This window comes from Streptomyces sp. NPDC029041, assembly GCF_040637515.1.
Classification (GTDB): Bacteria; Actinomycetota; Actinomycetes; order Streptomycetales; family Streptomycetaceae; genus Streptomyces.
Genome location: NZ_JBEZWO010000010.1, coordinates 285,121 through 310,009 on the forward strand (window position 1 = coordinate 285,121; position 24,889 = coordinate 310,009).

At 70.2% G+C, this 24,889-nt stretch carries 20 protein-coding genes and 1 pseudogene; 12 read left to right on the top strand and 9 right to left on the bottom strand.

Translation table 11 applies throughout. From position 1 onward, the window contains the following. Positions 1 to 9: 9 nt before the first annotated feature. Both glyA and AB0F04_RS26845 read left to right on the top strand, forming a co-directional pair. Positions 10 to 1,272: a serine hydroxymethyltransferase gene (glyA, locus tag AB0F04_RS26840; RefSeq protein WP_362045409.1), complete on the top strand. Its 1,263-nt coding sequence runs from the start codon at positions 10 to 12 to the stop codon at positions 1,270 to 1,272. Positions 1,273 to 1,359: 87 nt separating this feature from the next. Continuing rightward, positions 1,360 to 2,727 carry an L-serine ammonia-lyase gene (locus AB0F04_RS26845; protein ID WP_362045412.1) on the top strand — a complete coding sequence of 456 codons (1,368 nt, stop codon included), beginning with the start codon at positions 1,360 to 1,362 and terminating at the stop codon, positions 2,725 to 2,727. Positions 2,728 to 2,736: 9 nt separating this feature from the next. Here AB0F04_RS26845 and AB0F04_RS26850 read toward each other — a convergent pair whose 3' ends face one another. Further along, positions 2,737 to 4,317: a GMC family oxidoreductase N-terminal domain-containing protein gene (locus tag AB0F04_RS26850; protein ID WP_362045415.1), complete on the bottom strand. Its 1,581-nt coding sequence runs from the start codon at positions 4,315 to 4,317 to the stop codon at positions 2,737 to 2,739. 181 nt (positions 4,318 to 4,498) lie between these two features. Between AB0F04_RS26850 and AB0F04_RS26855 the strand changes: the two genes are divergently transcribed. Next, positions 4,499 to 6,082: a GMC oxidoreductase gene (locus tag AB0F04_RS26855; RefSeq protein ID WP_362045418.1), complete on the top strand. Its 1,584-nt coding sequence runs from the start codon at positions 4,499 to 4,501 to the stop codon at positions 6,080 to 6,082. Between the two features lie 27 nt (positions 6,083 to 6,109). On the opposite strand, the gene AB0F04_RS26860 is transcribed toward AB0F04_RS26855, so the two are convergent. Continuing rightward, positions 6,110 to 7,717: a PucR family transcriptional regulator gene (locus AB0F04_RS26860; protein ID WP_362045421.1), complete on the bottom strand. Its 1,608-nt coding sequence runs from the start codon at positions 7,715 to 7,717 to the stop codon at positions 6,110 to 6,112. Positions 7,718 to 7,844: 127 nt separating this feature from the next. On the opposite strand from AB0F04_RS26860, the gene hisD reads away from it, so the two are divergent. The 4 genes from hisD (at position 7,845) to AB0F04_RS26880 (ending at position 13,363) form a co-directional block, all read left to right on the top strand. Continuing rightward, positions 7,845 to 9,170, top strand: coding sequence for a histidinol dehydrogenase (gene hisD, locus AB0F04_RS26865; RefSeq protein WP_362045424.1), 1,326 nt, complete (start codon positions 7,845 to 7,847; stop codon positions 9,168 to 9,170). Between the two features lie 95 nt (positions 9,171 to 9,265). Continuing rightward, positions 9,266 to 10,876, top strand: coding sequence for an amino acid permease (locus tag AB0F04_RS26870; RefSeq protein ID WP_362045427.1), 1,611 nt, complete (start codon positions 9,266 to 9,268; stop codon positions 10,874 to 10,876). Then, positions 10,873 to 11,541, top strand: a complete 669-nt coding sequence (locus tag AB0F04_RS26875; protein WP_362045430.1) for a ThuA domain-containing protein — start codon at positions 10,873 to 10,875, stop codon at positions 11,539 to 11,541. Before AB0F04_RS26870 ends, AB0F04_RS26875 begins: the two co-directional genes overlap by 4 nt. A gap of 34 nt (positions 11,542 to 11,575) precedes the next feature. After that, positions 11,576 to 13,363 carry a thiamine pyrophosphate-binding protein gene (locus tag AB0F04_RS26880; protein ID WP_362045433.1) on the top strand — a complete coding sequence of 596 codons (1,788 nt, stop codon included), beginning with the start codon at positions 11,576 to 11,578 and terminating at the stop codon, positions 13,361 to 13,363. 88 nt (positions 13,364 to 13,451) lie between these two features. Here AB0F04_RS26880 and AB0F04_RS26885 read toward each other — a convergent pair whose 3' ends face one another. Beyond that, the gene (locus AB0F04_RS26885; RefSeq protein WP_362045436.1) at positions 13,452 to 14,213 is read right to left on the bottom strand and encodes a DeoR/GlpR family DNA-binding transcription regulator; all 762 of its coding nucleotides are present in this window, start codon (positions 14,211 to 14,213) and stop codon (positions 13,452 to 13,454) included. A 90-nt stretch (positions 14,214 to 14,303) separates the two neighbouring features. On the opposite strand from AB0F04_RS26885, the gene AB0F04_RS26890 reads away from it, so the two are divergent. The 5 genes from AB0F04_RS26890 to AB0F04_RS26910 all read left to right on the top strand — a co-directional run bounded on the left by AB0F04_RS26890 (position 14,304) and on the right by AB0F04_RS26910 (position 19,468). Beyond that, positions 14,304 to 15,515, top strand: coding sequence for an MFS transporter (locus AB0F04_RS26890; RefSeq protein ID WP_362045439.1), 1,212 nt, complete (start codon positions 14,304 to 14,306; stop codon positions 15,513 to 15,515). A 110-nt stretch (positions 15,516 to 15,625) separates the two neighbouring features. Next, positions 15,626 to 16,618 (top strand): LLM class flavin-dependent oxidoreductase, encoded by a 993-nt coding sequence (locus tag AB0F04_RS26895; protein ID WP_362045441.1) that lies wholly within the window; start codon positions 15,626 to 15,628, stop codon positions 16,616 to 16,618. A gap of 38 nt (positions 16,619 to 16,656) precedes the next feature. Beyond that, positions 16,657 to 17,274, top strand: coding sequence for an HAD family phosphatase (locus tag AB0F04_RS26900; RefSeq protein WP_362045444.1), 618 nt, complete (start codon positions 16,657 to 16,659; stop codon positions 17,272 to 17,274). An 88-nt stretch (positions 17,275 to 17,362) separates the two neighbouring features. Further along, entirely contained in the window at positions 17,363 to 18,769 is a 1,407-nt protein-coding gene (locus tag AB0F04_RS26905) for an MFS transporter (protein WP_362045447.1), read from the top strand. Positions 18,770 to 18,910: 141 nt separating this feature from the next. Continuing rightward, on the top strand, positions 18,911 to 19,468 hold the full coding sequence (locus AB0F04_RS26910; protein ID WP_362045450.1) for a glycoside hydrolase family 25 protein: 558 nt from the start codon (positions 18,911 to 18,913) through the stop codon (positions 19,466 to 19,468). A gap of 13 nt (positions 19,469 to 19,481) precedes the next feature. On the opposite strand, the pseudogene AB0F04_RS26915 reads toward AB0F04_RS26910, so the two are convergent. The 6 genes and pseudogenes from AB0F04_RS26915 to AB0F04_RS26940 form a co-directional block, all read right to left on the bottom strand. Next, positions 19,482 to 20,156: pseudogene (locus AB0F04_RS26915) on the bottom strand (NAD(P)-binding domain-containing protein); the annotation flags it as partial. A 164-nt stretch (positions 20,157 to 20,320) separates the two neighbouring features. Then, on the bottom strand, positions 20,321 to 20,533 hold the full coding sequence (locus tag AB0F04_RS26920; RefSeq protein WP_362045453.1) for an EF-hand domain-containing protein: 213 nt from the start codon (positions 20,531 to 20,533) through the stop codon (positions 20,321 to 20,323). Between the two features lie 225 nt (positions 20,534 to 20,758). Continuing rightward, positions 20,759 to 21,937 carry a YncE family protein gene (locus tag AB0F04_RS26925; protein WP_362045456.1) on the bottom strand — a complete coding sequence of 393 codons (1,179 nt, stop codon included), beginning with the start codon at positions 21,935 to 21,937 and terminating at the stop codon, positions 20,759 to 20,761. A 76-nt stretch (positions 21,938 to 22,013) separates the two neighbouring features. Further along, a complete protein-coding gene (locus AB0F04_RS26930; RefSeq protein WP_362045536.1) occupies positions 22,014 to 22,583 on the bottom strand; it encodes an ATP-binding protein in 570 nt (189 codons plus the stop codon). Positions 22,584 to 22,789: 206 nt separating this feature from the next. Next, on the bottom strand, positions 22,790 to 23,557 hold the full coding sequence (locus tag AB0F04_RS26935; protein WP_362045459.1) for an enoyl-CoA hydratase-related protein: 768 nt from the start codon (positions 23,555 to 23,557) through the stop codon (positions 22,790 to 22,792). Between the two features lie 87 nt (positions 23,558 to 23,644). Then, positions 23,645 to 24,829: an Ig-like domain-containing protein gene (locus AB0F04_RS26940; protein WP_362045462.1), complete on the bottom strand. Its 1,185-nt coding sequence runs from the start codon at positions 24,827 to 24,829 to the stop codon at positions 23,645 to 23,647. Between the last annotated feature and the right edge of the window lie 60 nt (positions 24,830 to 24,889).

The following is a 24,889-nucleotide window of genomic DNA, read 5'->3' on the forward strand; positions in this document are numbered from 1 at the left end:
GGGAGCCGTATGTCCGTCCTGAACACACCCCTGCACGAGCTCGACCCGGCCGTCGCCGCGGCGGTCGACGCCGAGCTGCACCGCCAGCAGTCCACGCTGGAGATGATCGCCTCGGAGAACTTCGCCCCGGTCGCCGTGATGGAGGCGCAGGGCTCGGTCCTCACCAACAAGTACGCCGAGGGCTACCCGGGCCGCCGCTACTACGGCGGCTGCGAGCACGTCGACGTGGTCGAGCAGATCGCGATCGACCGCATCAAGGAACTGTTCGGCGCCGAGCACGCCAACGTCCAGCCGCACTCGGGCGCCCAGGCCAACGCCGCGGCGATGTTCGCGCTGCTCAAGCCGGGCGACACCATCATGGGCCTGAACCTCGCGCACGGCGGGCACCTGACCCACGGCATGAAGATCAACTTCTCCGGCAAGCTCTACGACGTCGTCGCCTACCACGTGGGCGACGACGGCCGGGTCGACATGGCCGAGGTGGAGCGGCTGGCCAAGGAGTCCCGGCCGAAGCTGATCGTCGCCGGCTGGTCGGCCTACCCGCGGCAGCTGGACTTCGCGGAGTTCCGGCGGATCGCGGACGAGGTCGGCGCCTACCTGATGGTCGACATGGCACACTTCGCCGGGCTCGTGGCGGCGGGGCTGCACCCCAACCCGGTGCCGCACGCGCACGTGGTCACCACCACGACCCACAAGACCCTCGGCGGCCCGCGCGGCGGTGTGATCCTCTCCACGGCCGAACTGGCCAAGAAGATCAACTCCGCCGTCTTCCCCGGTCAGCAGGGCGGCCCGCTGGAGCATGTGATCGCCGCCAAGGCGGTCGCCTTCAAGGTCGCGGCCTCGGAGGACTTCAAGGAGCGCCAGCGCCGTACGCTGGACGGTGCCCGCATCCTGGCCGAGCGTCTGGTGAAGGACGACGTCCGGGCCGTGGGCGTGGACGTCCTGTCCGGCGGCACGGACGTGCACCTCGTCCTGGTCGACCTGCGCCACTCGGAGCTGGACGGTCAGCAGGCCGAGGACCGGCTCCACGAGGTGGGCATCACCGTCAACCGGAACGCCATCCCGAACGACCCGCGTCCGCCGATGGTGACGTCCGGTCTGCGGATCGGCACGCCGGCCCTGGCCACCCGCGGGTTCCAGACCGAGGACTTCGCCGAGGTCGCGGACGTCATCGCCGAGGCGCTGAAGCCGTCCTACGACGCGGATGCCCTCAAGGCCCGGGTGAAGGCCCTGGCCGACAAGCACCCGCTGTACCCGGGTCTGAACAAGTAAAGAAGAAACCTTTCGGGTGCCGGGCCCGCCACAAGCGGGCCCGGCACCCACCCCCTCTGCACCACCCCCGTAGTCAGGAGTTCCCCCGTGGCCATCTCGGTCTTCGACCTGTTCTCGATCGGCATCGGCCCGTCCAGCTCCCACACCGTCGGCCCGATGCGGGCGGCCGGCCTGTTCGTCCGGAGGCTGCGCAACGAGGAGCTCCTCGGGTCCGTCGCCTCGGTCCGCGCGGAGCTGTACGGCTCGCTCGGTGCGACCGGCCACGGCCACGGCACGCCCAAGGCGGTGCTGCTCGGCCTGGAGGGCGACTCGCCGCGCACGGTCGACGTGGAGAGCGCCGACGAGAGGGTGGAGGCGATCAAGTCGGGCGGCCGGCTGAACCTGCTCGGCGAGCACGAGACCGCGTTCTCCTTCGACGACGACATGGTCCTGCACCGCCGCAAGGCCCTGCCCTACCACGCCAACGGCATGACGCTGTGGGCGCATGACGCCTCGGGCGCGGAGCTGCTGACGAAGACGTACTACTCGGTCGGCGGCGGCTTCGTCGTCGACGAGGACGCGGTCGGCGCCGACCGCATCAAGCTCGACGACACCGTCCTGAAGTACCCCTTCCGCACGGGTGACGAGCTGCTGCGCCTGACCGAGGAGACCGGCCTGTCCATCTCCGCGCTGATGCTGGAGAACGAGCGGGCCTGGCGCTCCGAGGAGGAGATCCGCGCTGGCCTGCTGGAGATCTGGCAGGTGATGCGGGACTGCGTGGCGCGCGGACTGTCCCAGGAGGGCATCCTGCCCGGCGGTCTCAAGGTGCGCCGCCGGGCCGCGAACACCGCGCGCAAGCTGCGCTCCGAGGGCGACCCGCTGGCCCTGGCGATGGAGTGGATCACCCTCTACGCCATGGCGGTCAACGAGGAGAACGCCGCGGGCGGGCGGGTCGTCACCGCGCCCACGAACGGCGCCGCCGGCATCATCCCGGCGGTCCTGCACTACTACGTGAACTTCGTACCGGGCGCCGACGAGGAAGGGGTGGTCCGCTTCCTGCTCGCCGCGGGCGCGATCGGCATGCTCTTCAAGGAGAACGCCTCCATCTCCGGCGCCGAGGTCGGCTGCCAGGGCGAGGTCGGCTCCGCCTGCTCGATGGCCGCCGGCGCCCTCGCCGAGGTCCTCGGCGGCTCGCCCGAGCAGGTCGAGAACGCCGCCGAGATCGGCATGGAGCACAACCTCGGCCTCACCTGCGACCCGGTCGGCGGCCTGGTGCAGATCCCCTGCATCGAACGCAACGGCATGGCGGCGGTCAAGGCCGTCACGGCCGCCCGCATGGCCATGCGCGGTGACGGCTCCCACAAGGTGTCCCTGGACAAGGTCATCAAGACGATGAAGGACACCGGCGCCGACATGTCCGTCAAGTACAAGGAGACGGCCCGGGGCGGGCTGGCGGTGAACATCATCGAGTGCTGAGGGGCGGGCTCAGCCTGCCGACGCCTGGATCAACGAGGCGGCCTTCTCCCCGATCATGATGGCGGGGGCGTTGGTGTTCCCGGTGACGAGGGTCGGCATGATCGACGTGTCCGCCACCCGGACGTTCTCCAGCCCCCGGACCCGGAGCTCGTGGTCGACGACCTTGCCCATCATGCAGGTGCCCGACGGGTGGTAGAAGGAGAACGACTGCGTGCGGATGAAGTCGTCGATGGCCTGGTCGCCGTCCGACAGCGGGGCGAGACCGGCGTCGGCCGCCCCGCGCAGGTCCGACCGCAGCAGGGACGTCAGCCGCTGCTCACGGGCGATGCGCATGCACAGGCGGACGCCCTCGCGCAGCCGCCGGCGGTCGTCGGGGTCGTCCAGGTAGTTGTGGAAGATGCGCGGCTTGGCGTACGGGTGGGAGTGCCGCAGCCGCACCCAGCCCCGGCTTGCGGGCCGTGCGACGTAAGGCCCGAACGACATTCCGGGCTCGAGCGGCGCGGCCAGACCCTCGTCACGGACGATGCCCAGCGCGGCGTGCACCTGGATGTCCGGGGCCGGGACGTCGTCGCCGGAGCTGAAGAAGCCGCCGGTCTCGTTCCAGGCCATCGGGCCGGTGCCCTGCTCGCGCAGCAGCCGCTCCTCCGCGGTGGTGTCCGGTCCGAGGAGCGGCTGGGTGTCGCTGAAGAAGCTGATGAAGCACCCGGTGTGGTCCTGCATGTTCCTGCCGACGTCCGGCACGTCGTGCAGGGGGGTGATGCCGCCCGCGGTCAGTTCGTCGGCGGGCCCGACGCCCGACTGGAGGAGCAGGTGGGGCGAGTTGTAGGCCCCGAGGGACAGCACGATCTCCCGGTCGACGTGGATCGTCCGTACGGTGCCGAGGTGATCGACCTCCAGGCCGGTGGCCCGTGAGCCGTCGAAGCTCAGGCGCAGAGCGGTCGTCGAGGGAAGCACGGTGAGGTTCGGTCGCCCCGCGGCCGGCTCCAGGAACGCGATCGCGCTGCTGCACCGCAGGCCGTTCCGCTGCGTGACCTGGTGGTAGCCCACGCCCTCCTGCTCGGCTCCGTTGAAGTCCGAGTTGTACGTGTGGCCCGCGTCCTGAGCCGCCTCGACCCATGCCGTCAGCAGGGGGTGGACGGAGTGGGGGTTGCTGACGGTGAGGGGGCCGCCGACGCCGTGGAAGTCGTCGGCGCCGCGCTCGTTGTCCTCGGACTTCTTGAAGAACGGCAGGACGTCGTCGTACCCCCAGCCCGGGTTCCCCAGCCGCTCCCAGGTGTCGTAGTCGTAGCGGTGGCCGCGGACGTACAGCATCGTGTTCATCGAGCTGGTGCCGCCGATCGCCCGGCCGCGGGGCAGGTAGGCGCGGCGCCCGCCGAGTCGCGGCTCGGGTTCCGTCTCGAAGTCCCAGTCGAACGCCGTCTTGAGCTGCTGCGAGAACAGCGCGGGTATCTCGAAGAGGCGGCCCTTGGCCGGCGGCCCCGCCTCGATCAGCGCGACCGTGACATCGGGGTCCTCGGACAGCCGGGCCGCCAGCGCACAGCCGGCCGAGCCGGCCCCGACGACGATGTAGTCATACGATTCCCTGCCCATTGCGCCTCCCTGGAGCTGGTTCCTGGAGAGGCTAGAGACGCCGGGCCCGCTCAGCACATGCACGAAGTGAGCAACCGGGGCGGCAGTCATTACCCATTCCGTGCATGTGCTGCATTCATGCCGCTGTTTAGGCTCTCCTCGAACCTCCGCCGTACCCGAGCACCCAAGGGGATTCCGACTCATGTCCCACCCGGTCCGTCAGGATTACACTCCCCCGGAGCTCCGGCCCGAGTCCCTCGTTTCAGTCGGCACCGCCGAGGAGATCAGCACCGATGTCCTGATCATCGGCTCCGGCATGGGCGGATCCTCGCTGGCCTGGGCGCTGAAGGACTCCGGTCTCGACGTACTCGTCGCCGAACGCGGCCATTTCCTTCCCCGTGAACCGGAGAACTCGCAGCCGGCCGAGATGTATATCAAGGGCCGGTACAAGAACGCCGGCTACTGGTACGACGGCAGCACCGGAAAGCCGTTCGCACCGGGTGTGTATTACTGGGTGGGCGGAAACACCCGTTTCTACGGAGCCATGCTGCCCCGTTTCCGGCGCAGTGACTTCACCGAGGTGGAACACCACGAGGGCGTCTCGCGTGCCTGGCCTTTCGGTTACGACGACCTGGAGCCCTTCTACACCGTCATGGAGCAGCTGCTCCAGGTGCACGGGCAGACCGGCGAGGACCCGACCGAGCCGCCCCGCTCCAAGCCGTACCCCTACCCGGCGCTTCAGCACGAACCGGAGATCGAGCGGTTCTCCCGGTCGCTGCGCGGACAGGGTCTGCACCCGTTCCACACCCCGAACGCCCTGAACATCAGCACGCAGGCCGACCGTGCCGCCGTGACGGCCGCCGACGGCTGTCCGGACGAGACGGGCATGAAGTCCGACGCCGAGAACCGGCTCCTCCTGCCCGCGCTGCGCGACGGCGTGAAGATCCTCACGGGTGCGCAGATCACCCGCCTGATCACCTCCCCCGACGGCCGCAGGGTCGTCGCCGCCGAGGCCCGGCACGCGGGCCGTACCGTCCGGATCAACGCCAGGACCTTCGCCCTCGCCGGAGGCGCGGTCAACTCGGCCGCGCTGCTGCTGCGTTCGGCCGACGACGCGCACCCGGAGGGTCTCGGCAACTCCTCAGGACTGCTGGGCCGCAACTACATGGTCCACAACAGCACGTTCTTCGTCGGGGTCAACCCGCTGCGGACCAATCCCACGCAGTGGCAGAAGACCCTCGGTCTGAACGACTTCTACGAAGCCGGACCGGGCACGCGCTTCCCGCTCGGCAACCTCCAGATGCTGGGCAAGCTGCAGGCCCCCATGCTCAAGCCCGCGCGGCCCTGGGCACCGACCTGGGCCCTGAAGTTCATGGCGGCCAGGAGCCTCGACATCTACCTGACGACCGAGGACCTTCCGTCCCGGAACAACCGCGTACGCGTGGACGGCGACCGCATTCTCATCGACTGGACGCCGACCAACCTCGCGCCCCACCACGAACTCGTCCGCCGGGTGACCCGGGCGGTCCGCAAGGCCGGCTATCCGCTGATCTTCACCCAGCGCATGGGGATCGAGACCAACTCCCACATGTGCGGAACCGCGGTGGCGGGTCACGACCCGGCGGAGAGTGTGCTGGACCCTCTGTGCCGCAGCCATGACGTCGACAACCTCTGGGTGACCGACTCGTCGTTCTTCCCGTCCTCCGCGGCGCTCAACCCGGCCCTGACGATCGGGGCGAACGCCCTGCGCATCGCCCCGTCCCTCGCCAGGGCGACGAAGGACTGACGCCGCAGCGGCCCGGCCCGCCGCGGGTCAGGTCCGCCGCAGCGTCGGCTTGCGCAGCAGGTCGTTTCCGCGCACGGCCAATTGCAGTCGCTGCTGATTGCTGACCTGTGTGAGGTCGAGGCCGAGGATCTCGGAGAGTTTGTCGAGGCGGTGGTAGAGGGTGCGGCGCTGGATGAAGAGTTCCTCCGCCGCCCGCGCCTTGTTGCCACCGCAGTCGAGGAACGTGCGGAGGGTGGGCAGCAGAGGGTTCTTCGCCAGTGCGTCGTGCTCCAGGAGCGGACCGAGTTCGTCCTCGACGTAACGCCTGAGCTCGGGGCCTTCGGAGAGGGCGACCAGCAGGCGCAGGGCTCCCAGATCGTCGAAGTGACGCACTTCCGTGGTCGAGGCCGCCGCGGCGACGGACGCCGCGCTGCGGCTCTGGCGCAGCGCCAGGGGAAGCACCGCCGGCTCCACGATGCGGCTGATGCCGCCCCGTACCCCGTGATCGGCCAGCAGGGTCTGCACCCGGCCGGCGTCGGCGCGGGTGGGCAGGCCCACGACCGCCACGTCGAAGTCTCCGGTGTCGCCCACGACGGCGGGCCAGCCGGCCTCCTCCAGGAGGCGGGCGAGGAGGTGGTCCTTCGTGGGCTCCTCGTCCCCCGCCCATGCCGTGACGACGATCAGCTCGCGCCCGCGCAGGTCCTGGCCGAGCGCCAGGCCGAGGGTGACGAACCGCTCTCCCGTGACGTCGCCGAGGAGAAGCCGGTTGAGCAGCGCCGTCTGGCGCTGGGACGCACGGGCGCCGCTCTCCCGCTCGCTCAGCAGCGAGATCGCCACGGCCGCGGCCGCTCGTTCCAGCGTGCGCAGTTCGGGCGGGCTCGGCTGCCTCCCGCCGTGCAGGAGGTGCAGCCACCCCCACGACTCGCCCCGGAGCACCACGGGTTGACGGGCGCACGGCGCGACCTCGCGGAACGACGCCGCCGAGGCGGTCGGGACCTCGGGGCGCTGCGCCGCGAGCGAGGTGTGGCGTTCGTGGATCGCCCTGGAGTGCGCGCTCCACTCGTCCACGATCCGGTCGGCCTCCTGCGTCGCGCCTCCGTACGCCAGCATCTGGTGGGCGACGTCCTCCAGCACCACGGGGTGCCCGGTGCGACGGGCCAGTTCCCTGACCACGCCGACGTAGTCCTCGTCCGCCAGGAGGAGGTCCATGAACGCCTGGCTGGTGGCCTCTTCGGCGATCAGCTGCTTGACGCGCATCCCGACCAGGACCTCGTGGACCTGGGCCGACGTCTCGACGAAGGGGATCTCGTCGGCGAGTCCCACCAGGGGCAGGCCGACCGCCTCCGCCTCCTCGATCACCGCCTCCGGCATGGAGTCGAACATGCGCCCGGCCAGTTCGACGACGAGGACGGCCGCGTGGGCGTCCGCGAGCCGCCGGATGAAGGCACGCTGCTCGAGCTGCGTCGCGCCCATGCCGAGGCCGGCCGTCAGCAGCATCTCCTGACCCGTGAGAAAGCGGTGGATGTCCGGGATCTCACCGGTGTGCACCCAGCGCACAGGACGGTCCAGATTCCTTTCCCCGGCATACACACGCACGGCGGTGCGCGTGAACACCTCGAGCTGCAGTGCGGCGCGAACAGTGAGGACTTGAGCCATGATCCACGACCTCGGTGTGTGCAGAATGCCCGGCCAATATTGCACACACTGTGCCTGTCGTCCTACCTCGCGTTTACCCAGACTTCAGGGCAAGCCCGCAGGCACGACCCCGTGCAAGGAGTGCGCAGTGTCAGCACAACACAAGACCATCAAGGCTCCTGTCGCCGTGAAGACGTCGCGGACCAGCCGTCCGGAAATCGTCGAGACCGTCGCGGACGTGATCGCCGACGTACGGGCCAACGGCGACGCCGCCGTGCGCCGCTGGTCGCAGAAGTTCGACGACTGGAGCCCGGAGTCCTACCGTCTCGGTCCGGACCGGATCGCCTCGGTCGTCTCCGCCGTCCCCGAGACGGTCCTGGACGACCTGCGGTTCGTCCAGAAGCAGGTCCGCGGCTTCGCCCAGGCGCAGCGGGACTCCCTCACCGACTTCGAGGTGGAGACGCTGCCCGGCGTGTACCTGGGGCAGCGCAACATCCCCATCGGCGCGGCCGGCGCCTACGTGCCCGGCGGTCGCTACCCCCTCACCGCGTCGGCCCACATGACCGTCCTGACGGCCAAGGTCGCAGGGGTCGAGCGGGTCGCCGCGACGACTCCGCCGGACCGGGGCGCGCCGCCGCCCGTCAGCATCGCCGCGATGCACCTCGCCGGCGCCGACGAGATCTACGTCATGGGCGGTGTCCAGGCCGTGGCCGCCCTGGCGCTGGGCACCGAGACGATCGACGCGGTCGACATGCTCGCCGGCCCCGGCAACGCCTACGTGGCGGAGGCCAAGCGCCAGCTCTTCGGCGAGGTCGGGATCGACCTCTTCGCCGGACCGACGGAGGTGCTGATCGTCGCGGACGACACCGCGGACCCGTTCGTGGTGGCGACGGACCTGCTGTCCCAGGCCGAGCACGGACCCGACTCCCCGACGGTTCTCATCACGACGTCCGAGGAGGTGGGCAGGCAGACCATCGCCTGGGTGGACAAGCTGCTGCCCGACCTGCCCACCGGGGACGTCGCCGGGCCCGCCTGGCGCGACCACGGCGAGGTGATCGTGGTCCCCACGCTGGACGCCGCCTACGCCCTCGCCGACGAGTACGCCAGCGAGCACGTCCAGATCCTCACCGCCGAGCCCCGCGAGGCGCTGCACCGGATGCGCAACTACGGCGCCCTGTTCCTCGGGGACAAGACGTGCGTCGCGTACGGCGACAAGGTCATCGGCACCAACCACGTGCTCCCCACCCTGGGGGCGGCCCGCTACACCGGCGGCCTCTGGGTCGGCAAGTACCTCAAGACCATGACCTATCAGGAGATCAGGGACTCCGGGTCCAGTGCCCGGCTCGGCGAGATCTGTGGCAGGGCCTCGCGCATCGAGAACTTCGAGGGACACGCGCGCTCGGGAGACGTCCGCGCCGCGCGTTACGGATCGGCCCGGCTGGACTGGACCGACCACACCTTCGAGCAGAGCTGAACCGCGATGACCCATCGCGACTTATGCCGGACCGCGGACGCGGTACGGCAGCCGTTCGACAAGGAGCATTTCCCCCTCGACCCACGGAGATCGTCATGTCAGCTACGGACAACGAGGCGCACGCGGCGCCCACATCCACCCCCGGCGGCCCCTCGGGCGGGGCCCCGAGTCCCGTCTCGTCGGCCGCCGACGCGGAAATGCTCGCCGTACTCGGCTACGAGCAGAAGTTCGACCGCAAGGTCAGCCTGTGGGGGAACTTCGCCCTGGGCTTCGTGTACCTCTCGCCCCTCGTGGGCGTCGTGGCCCTCTTCGCGATCGGTCTGGCGACCGCCGGCGGACCGTCCATCTTCTGGATCGGCATCGTCGGGGCCGGGCAGTTCCTGGTCGCGCTGGTCTTCGGAGAGGTCGTCTCGCAGTTCCCGCTCGCGGGCGGGCTCTACCAATGGGTCCGAAGGCTCTGGAACGGGCGCTATGCCTGGTTCAACGCGTGGACGTACATCTGTTGCATCACCATCGGCATCACGAGCACCGCACTGTTCAGCTCGGACTTCGCTGCCAGCCTCTTCGCCGGAACCGCTGCCGAGCCCGCCATCAGCTCCACCCCCGCGCAGCGCCTGTGGATCGCGATCGGCGTGACCGTGGTCTGCATGATCTGCAACTGCTTCGGCACCAGGACACTGGCCCTGATCTCCAAGATCGGACTCGCAGCGGAACTGATCGGCATCGTCGTCGTGGGCCTCTACCTGCTGGTCTTCGAGCGGCACAACTCCGTCTCGATCTTCTTCGAGGCCAGCAGCTCCACCCATGACAGCTACGTCATGGCCTTCATCGCCGCCTCGCTCGTCGGCCTCTTCCTCTTCTACGGCTTCGAGGCGTGCGGCGAGATCGCGGAGGAGGTTCCCAACCCCTCCCGCAGCATCCCGCGGGCCATGCAGCTGACCGTGGCCGTCGGTGGAGTGGCCGCGCTGCTCGCGTTCGTCGGCTACGCCCTCGCGGCTCCGGACCTCGCCTCGATCCTCTCGGGCAAGGACACGAACCCGATTCCCTCGATCCTGCAGAGCTCGGTCGGCACCATAGGCACGAAGGTGGTGCTCGCGGTGATCATGACGTCCTTCATCGCGGGTGTGATGAGCCAGCAGGCCGCCGCGAGCCGGATCGTCTTCTCCTTCGCCCGCGACGACATGTTCCCGGGATCCCGCGTCTTCTCGAAGATCTCCCGCACGCACCGTGTTCCCCTGAACGCGCTGCTGGCCGTGAACGTCCTTCCGCTGCTGCTCTTCGTGTTCGTCTACTACTCGCCCGACTCCCTCACCAAGATCGCGGCGTTCCAGATGCTGGCCGGATACGCGGCGTTCATGATGGTCGTACTGGCCGCGCTGCGGATGCGCCTGAAGGGCTGGCGTCCCGCCGGAGCCTGGACGCTGGGCCGCTGGGGCTTCCTGGTCAACGTGGCGGCCCTGGTCTACGGCGTGCTCGGGATGGTTCTGCTCGCCATGCCCACCGGCGACTCCTCGACCCCGCTCCTGGACCGCTGGATCGCACTCGTCGGCTTCCTCGTCGTCTCGGCCGTGGGCCTGGTGTACCTGCTGGTCATGAAGCCGGAGCGGAAGTCCACCGCGCCGGAAGGCGACGCCATGGAGGTGGCCGAGCGTCTGCGCAGCCGCGCCGCAGCCCTGTCCCGTACGACCGGAGGAAGCACCGCATGACCCGCGTTCTGTATCTGTACGGAGGCTGGCCGGGGCACAAGCCCTACCAGGTGGCCGAGGAATGGGCCCTCCCGATCTTCAAGAGCCTCGGATTCGACGTCGACGAGACCAACGACATCTTCTCCCTCGACGCCGACCTCACCGGCTACGACCTCATCGCCCTCAACTGGAACAACGCCCTGCTGTCCGAGGGCCTGACCGCCGCCCAGGAGTCGAACCTGCTGGGGGCGGTGGAAAGCGGCACCGGGATCGCCGCCTGGCACGGCGCGGCCGCCGCGTTCCGCACGAGCCTGAAGTACCACTGGCTCATCGGCGGCAGCTTCCTCGAACACCCCGCCGGCGAAGGCGTGAAGTACCCCTACGAGGTCACCCTCACCGACACCGGCCACCCGATCACCGCCGGTGTGAGGGACTTCCGGGTCGCCTCGGAGCAGTACTACATGTCGGTCGACCCCAACAACCACGTCCTGGCCGAGTCCACCTTCACCGGCGAACACCTGCCGTGGCTGGAGGGGAAGACGATCCCCCAGGCCTGGACCCGGACCTGGGGACGGGGCCGCGTCTTCTACAGCGCGGTCGGACACGACCTCGACGACCTCCAGAACCCGGACGTCACCCGCCTGTGCACCCAGGGCTTCGCCTGGGCCGCCCGTCAGGACGCCTGACCCCCCTTCGAACCGAGCTGATTGGGAGCACACCATGCCTGTCCTCACCGGAGGCCAGATCGTCGCGCGGACCCTGCGCAACTACGGGGTCGACGTCGTCGCCGGCATCCCCGGCCACGGCATCTGGTCACTGACCGACGCCTTCCTCGACGACGAGTCGAAGATCCCCTTCATCCAGACCTTCCACGAGCAGAGCGCCGTCCACCTCGCCGACGGCTACTACCGCGTCACCGGCCGCCCGCAGGCCGCGGTGACCTCCATCGGCGCCGGCGCGAGCAACACCGTCATCGGCATGGGCACCGCGTTCACGGACTCCACCAGCGTTCTCGTCGTCACGGGCGGCCCGCCGACCCACATGCGCGGCCACGGACTGCTGCAGGAACTCGACCGCTACACGGCGAACGACTTCCCCAAGGTGGCCGAGGCGGTCAGCAAACGGCACTGGGTCGTCACCCGGGTCGAGGAGCTCCCCTTCGTCCTGCACCGCTGCTTCAACTCCATGCTGACCGGCCGCCCGGGCCCGGTGCACCTCGAAGTCCCCATGGACGTACAGGCCGAGGCCGCGAACGTGGACCTCCACGACCTGGAGCGGCGCATCCCGGTCGGCCGCCAGCATCCCGACCCGGAGGCCGTGGACCGCGCCGTGGACGTGCTGCGCGCGGCCACCCGGCCGGTCATCGTGGTCGGCGGCGGCGCGATCACGTCCGAGGCGTCCGACCAGGTCCTCGCGCTCGCCGAGAAGTGGCAGATCCCGGTCGTCACCACGTGGAACGGCAAGAGCGCCTTCCCCGAGGACCACGAGCTGTTCGCCGGCAGCGTCGGCCAGACCGGCACGATGACGGGCAACGCGATCGCGAGCTCCGCCGACGTCGTGATCTCGGTCGGCTGCCGCTTCACCGACTGGTCCGCCTCCAGCTACGCCAAGGGCGTCAGCTTCTCCATCCCGCCCGCGAAGCTGATCCACATCGACATCGACCCGCACGAGATCGGCAAGAACTACCCCGCCGAGGTGGGCATCGTCGCGGACGCGCAGCGCGCCGTGGCGGCCATCGTCGACTCCCTCCCCTCCAAGGGCGCCGACCGCTCCGAGTACCTCGCCGAACTCGCACAGCTGAAGCAGGACTGGGAGGACAAGCTCGCCGGCCGCCGCGACAGCGACCGCTTCCCCTTCACCTCCCAGCGCCCGCTCGGCGCCCTGCGCAACGTGCTCCCGCGCGACGCGATCATCGTCGCGGGCTCGGGCAACACCCAGGGAGCGGTCAAGCAGACCTTCCCCGTCTACTCACCGCGCACCCACCTCACCTCCGGTGGCTTCTCCTCCATGGGCTGGGCCGTCCCGGCCGCCGTCGGCGCCAAGCTCGCCCGGCCCGACAGCCCCGTGGTGTGCGTCCTGGGCGACGGCGACTTCCTGATGACCGCCCAGGAGATCGCCCTGAGTGTCACCGCCGACGCACCGGTGATCTTCGTGGTCCAGAACAACGCGGGCTACATGTCGATCCGCGGCGGCCAGCGCAAGCAGACCTCGCGGCACATCGGCACCGAGTTCTCCCACCCCGACGGCTCGCCGTACAGCCCCGACTTCGCGGCCATGGGCCGGGCCTTCGGGATCGAGTCGTGGAAGGTCAACGACGCCGCGTCCCTGGAGCCGACGCTGCGCAAGGCGGTCCAGTCCGGGGCGCCCGCCCTGGTCGAGGTCCCCACGGACCGTGACGCGGCGGGCCCCTGGGTGCCCGGCTGGTGGGACTTCCCGATCCCGGCGTACATCACCGACGAACGGCAGGACGAGTACGACCGCATCCGCGCCACCGAGCAGCACCTCTGACACGGCGTCACGTCCGTGGGCGTCCGCCGCCCGTGCAGCCGGGATTCCGGCCGCACGGGCGGCGGGCGCCTGCGGAGCGGACGGTCCGTCAGACGGTCTGGACGAGGGTGCCGCCGTCCTCGAGTGCGGCGACCTCACCGGCGGCCGCGGTGGTGTCCGTGACGAGGGTGTGCAGGAGGGACGCGGGACCGACGTGGGCGTAGGCGGTGTGGCCGAGCTTGCTGCCGTCGGCGGCGGCGACGACGCGGCGGGCGGAGGCGATGCCCGCCTTCTTCACCGCGGCGTCGTCGAGGTCGTAGGCGGTCAGGCCGTCGGCCGCGGTCAGCCCGCAGCAGCCGATGACGGCGGTGTCGAAGCGCAGTGCGGCCAGGGAGGCCAGGGTGAGGGGGCCGGTGAGGGCTCCTTCGGCGGCCCGGGGCTGTCCGCCGGGCACCACCAGGGTGGCCGGGCCGGGTGTCTCACCGACCAGGTGGATGGCCTGCAGGGACAGGGGCATCACGGTGACGGGCCGCTCGCGCAGGAGGCGGGCGACCTCCAGGCAGGTGGTGCCGCTGTCCAGCAGGACGCTCTCGCCGTCGGCGATGAGGGCGGAGATCCGGGCGGCGATCCGGCGTTTGGCGTCGATCGACTCGTGGGCGCGCAGCGCGAAGGGGGGCTCCTCGCCCCGGAGCAGCAGGGTGCGCGCCCCTCCGCGGACGCGTTCCAGGACGCCTTGGGCGGCAAGAGTGTCGAGGTCGCGCCGGATGGTCATCTCCGAGGCGCCGGTCAGCTGCGCGAGTTCCTGGACCGTCGCGCCCCCGGAGTCCCTGACGGCCTTCGCGATCAGCCCGTGCCGGTCTGCGTTGCTCATACCGCGATTGAACACCACCCGTAAATGAACAACAAACTTGTTCGTTAAGACGATTTCCGAACATCACACATGTTCGTTACGCTGGGCGGTATGGAACGTTCCCTGCGAGCCGCCCGTGTGGCGACCTATGTCTACTTCGTCCTGTACGGCACCTTGCTGGGCACCTGGGTGGTGCACATCCCCGCGATCGAGGAACGCGTCGGCATCAGCCACGCCACCCTCGGCGGCCTGCTGGTGGTGCTCGGTCTCGGGGCCTTCGTGGGCATGCAGGTGGCGGGTCCGCTGACGGACCGTCTCGGCACCCGCGTCGTGGTGCCCGCCGGCGGCGTGCTCTGCGGCGCGACCCTGTTCCTGCCCGGTCTCGCCCAGGACCCGTGGACGCTGGCCGGTGCGCTGCTGGTCTTCGGGCTCTGCAACGGCTGCCTGGACGTGAGCATGAACGCCCACGCCGTGCACGTGGAGAAGGCGTACGGCCGCCCCGTCATGTCCGGCTTCCACGCCACGTTCTCCGTCGGCGGTGTCCTGGCCGCCCTCGCCGGAGCGGGCGCGGCGAGCGCCGGACTGCACCCGGCCCTGGGCATGGCCGCCACGGGGGCCGTGGGCGTGGTGATCTCCCTGGTCTCGGCACGTGCCCTGCTGCCCGCCGCTCCCGCCGTCGAGAGCCCCGGCCTCGCGGAGGAGACCGGGACGTCACCGGCCGTCGAGCGCGGCGGCACAGCGGGCCGGGTCTGGCTGCTGGCCGTCCTGGCGCTGATGGTGATGCTGTGCGAAGGCGCCGCCAACGACTGGAGCGCCCTGCACATGAAGGACGTGCTCGGCGCGTCCGCCGGTGCCGCGGCCTTCGCGTACGGCACCTTCGCCGCGGCCATGACCGTCGGCCGCCTGCTGGCCGACCGGTTCGCCACCCGGTTCGGATCCCTTGCGATCCTGCGCCACGGCGCCCTCATGGCCGCCGCCGGCATCACCCTCGTGGTCCTCGGCCCGGGGATGTGGGCCGTGTTCACCGGCTGGGCGCTGTTCGGTCTGGGCCTGTCCGGCTGCGTCCCGCAGCTGTTCAGCGCGGCCGGGCATGCCGATCCCGCCGCCGCCGGGGCCAACGTCTCCCGCGTCGCCGGACTCGGCTACGTCGGCATGCTCGCCGGCCCCGCCGTGATCGGCTGGCTGACCCACGTCGTCGCCCTCAACCACTCCTTCGTGCTGTTGACCCTGCTGTGCGTGACCACCGCCGCGGGCGCCGGAGTCCTGCGCACCGGATCCGACGACAGCACCCGCCGGCCCGAGATGGCGGCCGGCACCCACTGACCGCTTGTGCGGCACGGTCCCTGACAGCCGTGCCGCACAAGCTCTCTTTCCCCCGGGCCTCACCCGAGGCCCGGGGCGAACACGCTCTCAGCCGACCGTAGGAGTCCCCGATGCCCGAGTCCCTCTCACGCCCCGCCCCCGGCCGCGTCGGTGTCATGCTGCCGCTCGATCTCCCCGTCGGCGAGGTGCTGCCGTATGTCCGGCGCGCCGAGGAACTGGGGTTCGACCAGGTCTGGGTGGTGGAGGACCTCGGGTGGCGCGGCGGTGTCGCCCAGGCCGCCACCGTCCTGGCCTCCACCACGAACCTCACCGTCGGGATCGGGATCATGCCCGCCGGCGCACGCAACGTGGCCTTCGCCGCGATGGAACTGGCGACCCTCGCCCAGCTCCATCCCGGCCGGCTCATCGCGGGCATCGGGCACGGCATGCCCGGCTGGATGCGCCAGGCCGGGTCCTGGCCCGCCAGCCCGCTGACGCTGATCAAGGAGTACGCCAGAGCGCTGCGCCTGCTCATCGCCGGTGAGCCCGGCCCCGAGAACGGCCGGTACGTGCGCTGCGAAGGCGTGGTCCTCACCGAGATCCCGGACCTCGTCCCCCCGGTGATCCTGGGTGTCCGCGGCCCCAAGTCGCAGGCCGTGGCGGGTGAGGTCGCCGACGGGCTCCTCCTGGCCGAGCCCGCCGCACCCGGTTACATCACCGCCTCCCTGCGCAACCTGGGCTCCGCTGCCTCCGCGGGCTCTCCGGAGATCGTCGTCTACGACGCCGCCGCCGTGGACGACGACGAGGAAGCCGCCCTGGCCCGCGTCCGCACAGCCCTGCAATCGGTCGGCGAGCCGCAGTGGGCCGCGCACATCGACCCCCTGCCCTTCGCCGAGGAACTGCGCGCACACCGCGCATCGAGCCCCGACGCCGGGCACTTCGCCCGGACGATGCCCGCCGACTGGGGCCGTGCGCTGAGCATCGCCGGCACCCCCGCCCAGGCCCGCAAGGCGATCGAGGCCCGCCATGCGGCCGGTGCGACCAGCGTCGTCCTGGCTCCGGCGGGTCCCGACCCCCTGGCCGCACTCGACTCGCTCGCCCGCGCCCTGCCCCACCGCCACTGACCCGAACACCCCGAGCCCGGAAGGGAACCGGCACCCACATGTCCACCGACCGCCGCCGCATCGTGCTCTTCGACCTCTTCGGGGTCATAGCCCGCCACCAACGCCCGGGCGCCCTGGAGAAGATGGCCGCCCGCTGCCACACCGCCCTCGACGCCTTCACCACGGCCTACTGGACCCACCGCCCGCCCTACGACGCCGGCCGGCACACCGCGTCCGCGTACTGGACCGACGTCCTGCACGCCCTGTCCCGCCCCGCCGACGCCGACACGATCGAAGAGCTGCGGCTCACCGACATCGACAGCTGGTCCCGCGTCGACGAGCGCATGGTCACCTACGTACGGAACCTGCGGGAGCGCGCCCGGGTCGCCCTGCTGTCGAACATCCCCGCGGACCACGCGGACGCCTTCCTCGCCGCCCAGTCGTGGCTGCACGACCTCGACCACGTCGCCTTCTCCGGAAAGATCGGTGCGGCCAAGCCCGACCCGGCCGCCTTCCGGCACTGCGTCATCGCCCTGGGGGCCGCGCCCGCCGACTTCCTCTTCATCGACGACCGCGAGGAGAACGTCCGCGCGGCGCAGGCCGTCGGCATGGACGGGCACGTCTTCACCGGCCAGGACGGACTGGCGGCCGCCGTCGACGCGTGGCTGCCCAGCTGACCATCTCAGCATGCGAGACGTTGATACCGGAAAACAAGACGGCTGACATCGTTGCATCACCCATGCTTCACACGTGAAAGACCTAGCGATGCCAGCCACCGATTCCGCCCGCACGCACGTCAACCCGCGGTCCCGCGTGCTCGTCGCCAGCCTCATGGGCACGACGATCGAGTTCTACGACTTCTACATCTACGCGACCGCCGCGGTGCTCGTCTTCCCCCAGCTGTTCTTCCCGAGCAGCGACCCGACCACCGCGCTGCTGTCGTCCTTCGCGGTCTTCGGCGCCGCGATGGTGGCGCGTCCGGTCGGCGCCGTCGTCTTCGGGCACCTCGGCGACCGGCTCGGCCGCAAGAAGACACTCGTCGTCTCGCTGCTGACCATGGGCATCGCCACCTTCCTCATCGGTGTCCTGCCCACGTACGCGCAGGCCGGGTGGCCGGCCACCGCGCTGCTCGTGCTGATGCGGCTCGCGCAGGGCTTCGCGCTCGGCGGTGAGTGGAGCGGCGCCGCCCTGGTCGCGACCGAGAACGCCCCCAGCGGCAAGCGCGCCCTGTACGGCACCTTCCCGCAACTGGGCGCCCCGCTCGGCTTCATCATCGGCAACGGCCTGTTCCTGGTCATGGGCGCGCTGCTGCCGTCCGCGGCCGGCGCCGACCCCTCGCAGCCCTCGGACGCCTTCGTCAGCTGGGGCTGGCGCGTGCCGTTCCTGTTCTCCGCGGTGATGGTCGCGATCGGCCTGTGGGTACGCTCCCGGCTCGTGGAGTCGGCGGTCTTCGCAAGGACCCGCGAGGCGGGCGGGGTGCGGCGGCTGCCGCTCGTCACGGTGGTGCGCAGCCACGGCAGGCAACTGGTCCTGGGCACCTTCATCATGCTGGCCACCTACGTGCTCTTCTACCTGATGACCACGTTCTCGCTGAGCTACGGACGTACGGCGAAGGACGCCGCCGTGCCGGGACTCGGGTACGACTACACCACGTTCGTGCTCATGATGATCTTCGGTGTGCTGTTCTTCGCCGCGTTCACGCTGGTCTCGGGCCCGCTCGCGGACCGGTACGGGCGGCGCACCACGCTGGTCTGGATCACCGCCGCGATCATGGTCTTCGGACTGGTCTGGGTTCCGCTGATCGGTCTCGGCACGCTCGGCGTGGTGCTGTGGCTCGTCCTCGGCTTCACCCTGATGGGCATGACGTTCGGACCGATGGGTGCGCTCCTGCCCGAGCTCTTCCCGACCAGCGTGCGCTACACCGGCTCCGGCATCGCGTACAACGTCAGCTCGATCCTCGGGGCGGCGGTCGCCCCGTTCATCGCCGTGGCGCTGTGGGAGGCGGGAGACGGCTCGCCCTGGCTGGTCGGCGTCTACCTCTCGGCGATGGCGGCGCTGACGCTGATCGCGCTCCTGCTCGGCAAGGAGACCAAGCACGTCTGTCTGGACGACCGCGAGACCGACCCCGCCGCCGACGCGAGCCGGGCTCCGGCGGGCTCCCCCACCCCCTGACACCGCCCCTCGGACCGACCGGCGCTCACCACCGCCGGGGCGCGAGCCCCCTCGCGCCCGGCGTACGGCCACCGTCACAGGGCATAACAACATCCCCCGGCCCGCTGGGACTTCAGCCCCACTTGCACCAAGGGAGCCCCCATGCTGCGCGGCATCGACGTGAGCGCCTATCAGTCCTCCTCCTACAGCACCGACGGTCTCTCCTTCGTCTTCGTCAAGGCGACCGAGGGGCGGTCCTACGTCAACCCGAAACTGGCCGCCCAGACGAAGCGTGCGCGGGACGCCGGGCTGGTCGTCGGCTTCTACCACTTCCTGTGGCCGGGCAACCTCACCGCCCAGGCCGAGTACTTCGTCGGCAAGGCCCCGGACCGGCCGGGCGACATCCTCGCCGTCGACTGGGAGAGGACCGGTGAGGGGACGCACGCGAGCAACGCCGAGAAGGACCGGTTCCTGCGGAAACTGAAGGAACTGCGGCCGGACAACCGGGTCATCCTCTACGCCAACCGAGACTTCTGGCTGAACGTCGACACGACCTCCTACGCGGGCGACGGCCTGTGGATCGCCGACTACGTCGCCGCGGGCAAGCCCCGCATCAAGGCCAGGTGGCGCTTCCACCAGTACACCGACGACCCGCTGGACAAGAACGTGGCCGCCTTCGACAGCAGGGCGGCGCTGCGGAGATGGGCCGCGGACGCCTGAGCGGCGGGGTGCCTCAGCCGCTGAACTCCGGCGTGCGCTGCGGGGACGCCTCCGCGAGGGCCTTCCCGACGGCCTCCACGCCGTCGCGCAGGCCGTAGACCGGGGTGCCGGGCTGCTGGCGCCAGGATTCGTCGATGCCGCCCGCGTCCACGGTGTCGAAGCCGAGCGCGTCGATCAGCTCCCGCACCTTGCGCTTGGCCGCCTCGTCGTCGCCGGCGACCGGCAGGGCCATGCGGCCGGGGTCGCCGGCGGGGAGGGGGCGGTCCAGGATGTCCTGTGCGTAGGTGCCGTTGAAGGCCTTGACGACCGGGTGACCGATCCGGCGTTCCGTCCAGCGGCTCTCGGTGAGGCCGTCGTCCTCGATCCCGGCGATCCTGCCGTCGCGCTGCCGGGGGTAGTAGTTGCCGGTGTCGATGACCGCGACGCCGTCCGCCGCGCCGTCGAGCAGGCCGGAGGGAAGGTCCGGCACCGCCTTCAGCGGGACGGTGACGACGACGATATCGGCGCCCCGGGCGGCCTCCCCGACGGTCACGGGCGTCGCGCCGGTCTCCTCCGCCAGGGCCGTGAGGGTCTCGGGGCCGCGGGAGTTGGCGACGGACACGTCGTGACCGAGGGCGGTGAGCCGCCGGGTCAGGTTGCCGCCGATGTTGCCCGCTCCGATGATGCCGATCTTCATGTCCTCGCCTCGCCCTTCCGGGGATGAACAGCGCCTGGTGGACTCTCGTGACCTGGGTCAACCGCCGGAGAGTGCGGGCTATTCCGGGCAGGTGAAGGGGTGTTCGGGGTACGGCGAGGGGCCCGGTCCGAGATCGTGGACCGGGCCCCTTCGCTCACAGCACGCGAGCGGTGCGTCTACTTGTTCAGGTAGGACCAGAACTCGTCGAAGCTCAGCCGCTTGTCACCGTCGAGGTCACGGGTCTTGATGACGACCTCGGCGACCGACTCGGTGACGTTCCAGTCGCCCGACCGGGCCAGGGCGGCCTTGAACTCGGCAGCGGTGATGAATCCGTCACCGTCCGTATCGATCCGCTCGAACTGCTTGCGTGCTTCCTCGATGTCCGCCACCGATCCGCCCCTCATCTCGTGCTGTGCGTCCTCGTGACGCAGGTCTGACGGTGGTCAGGTTAACCGGCCGTGGCCGCCTCCGGCGCGGCGGCACCGGGCGAGCGGAACTGCGGGCGGGTGGGTCCGGCCGTGCAGGTCACCGAGCCGGTCGAGCAACCGGGCAGGGACCCGGGTGCGTTCGTCGATGCGCTGCCGGATCACGGGCCGCACAGGCCCGGACGCTCCTCACCGGAAGACGCCCGTGTGGCCGAGGGAGTAGCGGCCGGGCTGGGGGTAGACCGCGAGGCCGTGCGGGCCGCTGCCCACCGGGATGCGGGCCAGCTGGGTGCCGGTGCGGGTGTCGACGGCGTACACCTCGGCGTCGTAACGGCCGGACAGCCACAGCACCTTGCCGTCGGCGGAGACGCCGCCCATGTCGGGGCTGCCGCCGTCGGGCAGCTGCCACTTCTTGGTGAGCTTGCCCTGGGTGAAGTCGAAGATCGAGATCGTGCCCTCGCCGCGGTTGGTCACGTACATCTCGCGCGAGTCGCGGCTGACGTAGAGGCCGTGGCAGCCCTTGCCGGTGGGCATCAGGGTCGGCTCGGTGAACTTGTCGCCGTCCAGGACCCACATGCCGTGGGCCATCATGTCGGCGATGTAGAACCTCTTGCCGTCGGGCGAGACCTTCACGTCCTGCGGCATGGCGCCCTGGAACGGCAGCCGCTGCTGACCGACGACCTCCATCTTCTCGGTGTCGACCTTCAGCAGCTCGCCGCTGAACTCGCAGGAGACGATGAAGTAGCGGCCGTCGAGGGAGAAGTCGGCGTGGTTGACGCCGTAGCAGGAGACCGGGACGGTCTTCCTGATCTCCATGGTGTGCGGGTCGCGGAAGACCAGCTCGCGGTCGAGGGAGGCCATGACGACCGCGTATCTGCCGTTGGGCGTGAAGTACAGGTTGTACGGGTCGTGGACCTCGACCTCCTTGCCCGCCTTGCCGGTCTTCGGGTCGATCGGGGTGAGGGTGTGGCCGCGGTTGTTGTTGACCCACAGCGTCTTCAGGTCCCAGGAGGGCACGACGTGCTGGGGCTGGCGGCCCACCCGGATCGTCTCGGTGACCTCGTACGTCTTCGGGTCGATGACGGTGACCGTGTCGGACTCGGTGTTGGGGACGTAGACCCGGGACGGGAAGTCCCTGACCACCGGGGACAGCTTGTTCGGGCGGTCGGCCGCGTACACGTCCTCGGGGTCCAGGACGGGTGGCATGCCGGGCAGGCCGTTCACGGGCTTCTTCTCGGGCGGGAGGGGCACGGCGGCCTTGGTGCCGGGTGCCTCGGGGGCCCGTTCCCCACCAGTGGTGCCACAGGCGGCGAGGACGGCGAGGACGGCACCCGCGACCAGGGTGCTCTTGAGGAGATGGGGGCGCATTGCACCATTTAATGGGCGTCCCGGAGGGAAACGCGTGATTCGTCCGTCCGGCGACCGGGTGAGGCATCGGGCGTGCTCAGCGGTCGGTGACCCGCATCTCGAACCAGGTGGTCTTGCCCCTGGGCAGGAGGTCGACCCCCCAGCGGTCGGCCAGCTTGTCGACGAGGAAAAGGCCACGGCCACTGATGTCCATCTCCTGGACGGGCATCAGGCAGGGCAGCCCGCGGGAGGGGTCGCGAACCTCGACACGGATCCAGCCGCGGCGTCGGTGCAGACGTAACCCGAAGACACGGGCACCGGTGTGGCGTACGGCGTTGCCCACCAGTTCGGAGACGAGCAGGACCGCGTCCTCGGTGGTCTTGGGGGTGAGCCCCCAGTGACGCAGGATCACGACCTGGGTGAGCCGTCTCGCGGTGGCAGCGGACTCCGGGCGGGAGGGCAGCGGGACCTCGGCCTCCGTCGGGTTGCCGTACAACTCCAGCGCTTTGAGCGCGTGTTCGTCCTCGACGGTCGGCGACCAGCGCGCCGCGGCCGCATGTGCGTGTCCCCGCGGCTGTCCCGTACCCTCCAGCCCCGCCATGCCCCCATCATGGCCGCCCGCAGCGCCCGACGGGGCCGTTCCCGGGGAATACGCCCCGGGGAACAGAAGGCGAACCGGCGATCATCCGTCATATACCGCGGGCATTTCGAAGCCATCGACACCCCGCCCGACCTGCTGGAACGTGGAATTCCGGAGTAATCGCCGGACTCTCCCGTTCCGGCACGCTTAAGGTTGCCTTAAGGCTCCCATAAACCGCCCCTTCGAGGGACCCCGGATCAGACACCACGTCAATTGCAAGCCCTGGGGGAAGGTCAGAGGAACTTCGCCTTGCCCGGCCCCTCCTCCACGAAGCTGCGCATCCCGCGCTCGCGGTCCTCGGTGGCGAACAGACCCGCGAACCAATTCCGTTCGATCGCGAGTCCCGTGTCGATGTCCGTCTCCAGACCCGTGTCGATCGACTCCTTCGCGGCCCGCAGCGCGAGCGCCGGGCCCTGGGCCAGCTTCGCGGCCCAGGCGTGCGCCTGGGCGTACACCTCGTCGGCGGGGACGACCCGGTCCACCAGGCCGATCTCGCGGGCCTCGTCGGCCTTCACCATCCGGCCCGTGAAGATGAGGTCCTTGGCCTTGGAAGGCCCGACCAGGCGGGCCAGGCGCTGGGTGCCGCCGGCGCCGGGGATCAGGCCGAGCAGGATCTCCGGCTGGCCGAGCTTGGCGTTCTCGCCGGCGATGCGGAAGTCCGCGCACAGGGCGAGTTCGCAGCCGCCGCCCAGGGCGTAGCCCGTGACGGCCGCGACGACCGGCTTGGGGATCCTGGCCACCGCCGTGAACGAGTCCTGCAGGGCGCGGGAGCGCAGCACCATCGCGGTGTGGTCCATCGCCTGCATCTCCTTGATGTCCGCGCCGGCCGCGAACACCTTCTCCCCGCCGTAGAGCACCACCGCCCGGACGTCCTCGCGCCGCGCGGCCTCCTCGGCGAGTTCCTTCAGCCGGTCCTGCGTGGCGATGTCCAGCGCGTTCATGGGCGGGCGGTCGAGACGGATCGTGCCGACGCCTTCAGCGACTTCGAGAGAGACGGTCATGGCAGCAGGTTAACGGGGGCTAACAGGATTGGCCCCGGTGCGGTGGGTCACACCGGCCGGGGCCCTCATGGCGTACGCGGATGAGACCTAGTTCTTCCACTTCTCCCAGGACATGTTCCAGCCGTTGAGCCCGTTGTCCGGGGCGACGATCCGGTCCTCGGAGTTCTTGACGACCACCACGTCACCGATCATCGAGTGGTTGAAGAACCACGCGGCCGGCACCTTCTTGTCCCAGCCGCCGCGCACGTCGCGCAGGCCGATGCAGCCGTGGCTGGCGTTGTAGTTGCCGAAGGCGCCGCTCGCCCAGTAGTTGCCGTGCAGGAAGGTGCCGGAGGTGGTCAGGCGGACGGCGTGCGGGACGTCCTTGATGTCGTACTCACCGCCGTAGCCGACCGTCTCGCCGTTCATCCGGGTGACCGTGAGCATCTCGCTGATGACCATCTGGCCGTTCCAGGTCTCCATGCCGGGCTGGCCGGTGGTGACGGGGATGGTCTTGATGGTCTTCCCGTCCCGCATGACCTTCATCGTGAGCTTCTTGGCGTCGACCACGGAGACCTGGTTGCGGCCGATGGTGAACTTCACCGTCTTGTCCTGCTCACCGTAGACGCCGGAGCGGCCCTCGACGCCGTCCAGGTTCAGGTCGACGGTCACCTTGGTGCCGGGCTTCCAGTACTTCTCCGGCCGGAAGTCGAGGCGGTCGTTGCCGAACCAGTGGCCCTCGACGTCGACGGCCGGCTCGGTCTTGATGCGGATGGCCTTCTCGACGTCCTCCGGTGCGGTGATGCCCCGGGAGAAGCGGATGGAGAACGGCATCCCGACGCCGACCTTCGACCCGTCCTCGGGGGTGAAGGTGCCGGTGAAGGTGTTCTCCGGGGTCAGCGTGGTGAAGTCCGCGTCCTCCGCGGCCGTGCGGCCCTCAAAGTCCTTGGCCACCGCGTGGACCGTGTACTTGGTGGCACCGGCCAGATGGGTGGACGGCGTCCAGCTGGCGCCGTCCCCGGATATCTCGCCCTCGACCTTCCTGCCCTCGGCGTCCTTGACCTCGACCTCGGTCAGCTTCCCCTTCGCCGCGGTGACCTTCAGCGCACCGCTCGTGTCGACGGACTTCGCCCCGTCCTCAGGGGTGATGCCGACGACCGCCTCGGACTGCTTGCTCTGCGCGGTGCCCGAGTCCCTGCCCTTGTTGTCGCCCTCGCCGGAACCGGAGCCGGTTCCCCCGCCGCCGCACGCCGTGACGGCGAGGAGCAGCACGCCGATCGCCGACGCGAGCACTCCGTTCCTGCGCCCAACCGACGCCCCCGATATCGGTCGCCCGTTCACGTGGTTCTCCCC

What these genes read in the sequence shown, in the direction of transcription:
- AB0F04_RS26925 (WP_362045456.1), bottom strand. Translation starts at nt 21,937, where the DNA reads ATGCGCCCCCATCTCCTCAAGAGCACCCTGGTCGCGGGTGCCGTCCTC.
- AB0F04_RS26885 (WP_362045436.1), bottom strand. Translation starts at nt 14,213, where the DNA reads ATGAGCAACGCAGACCGGCACGGGCTGATCGCGAAGGCCGTCAGGGAC.
- AB0F04_RS26890 (WP_362045439.1), top strand. Translation starts at nt 14,304, where the DNA reads ATGGAACGTTCCCTGCGAGCCGCCCGTGTGGCGACCTATGTCTACTTC.
- AB0F04_RS26905 (WP_362045447.1), top strand. Translation starts at nt 17,363, where the DNA reads ATGCCAGCCACCGATTCCGCCCGCACGCACGTCAACCCGCGGTCCCGC.
- AB0F04_RS26910 (WP_362045450.1), top strand. Translation starts at nt 18,911, where the DNA reads ATGCTGCGCGGCATCGACGTGAGCGCCTATCAGTCCTCCTCCTACAGC.
- AB0F04_RS26900 (WP_362045444.1), top strand. Translation starts at nt 16,657, where the DNA reads ATGTCCACCGACCGCCGCCGCATCGTGCTCTTCGACCTCTTCGGGGTC.
- AB0F04_RS26880 (WP_362045433.1), top strand. Translation starts at nt 11,576, where the DNA reads ATGCCTGTCCTCACCGGAGGCCAGATCGTCGCGCGGACCCTGCGCAAC.
- AB0F04_RS26855 (WP_362045418.1), top strand. Translation starts at nt 4,499, where the DNA reads ATGTCCCACCCGGTCCGTCAGGATTACACTCCCCCGGAGCTCCGGCCC.
- AB0F04_RS26875 (WP_362045430.1), top strand. Translation starts at nt 10,873, where the DNA reads ATGACCCGCGTTCTGTATCTGTACGGAGGCTGGCCGGGGCACAAGCCC.
- glyA (WP_362045409.1), top strand. Translation starts at nt 10, where the DNA reads ATGTCCGTCCTGAACACACCCCTGCACGAGCTCGACCCGGCCGTCGCC.
- AB0F04_RS26870 (WP_362045427.1), top strand. Translation starts at nt 9,266, where the DNA reads ATGTCAGCTACGGACAACGAGGCGCACGCGGCGCCCACATCCACCCCC.
- AB0F04_RS26935 (WP_362045459.1), bottom strand. Translation starts at nt 23,557, where the DNA reads ATGACCGTCTCTCTCGAAGTCGCTGAAGGCGTCGGCACGATCCGTCTC.
- AB0F04_RS26850 (WP_362045415.1), bottom strand. Translation starts at nt 4,317, where the DNA reads ATGGGCAGGGAATCGTATGACTACATCGTCGTCGGGGCCGGCTCGGCC.
- AB0F04_RS26895 (WP_362045441.1), top strand. Translation starts at nt 15,626, where the DNA reads ATGCCCGAGTCCCTCTCACGCCCCGCCCCCGGCCGCGTCGGTGTCATG.
- AB0F04_RS26860 (WP_362045421.1), bottom strand. Translation starts at nt 7,717, where the DNA reads ATGGCTCAAGTCCTCACTGTTCGCGCCGCACTGCAGCTCGAGGTGTTC.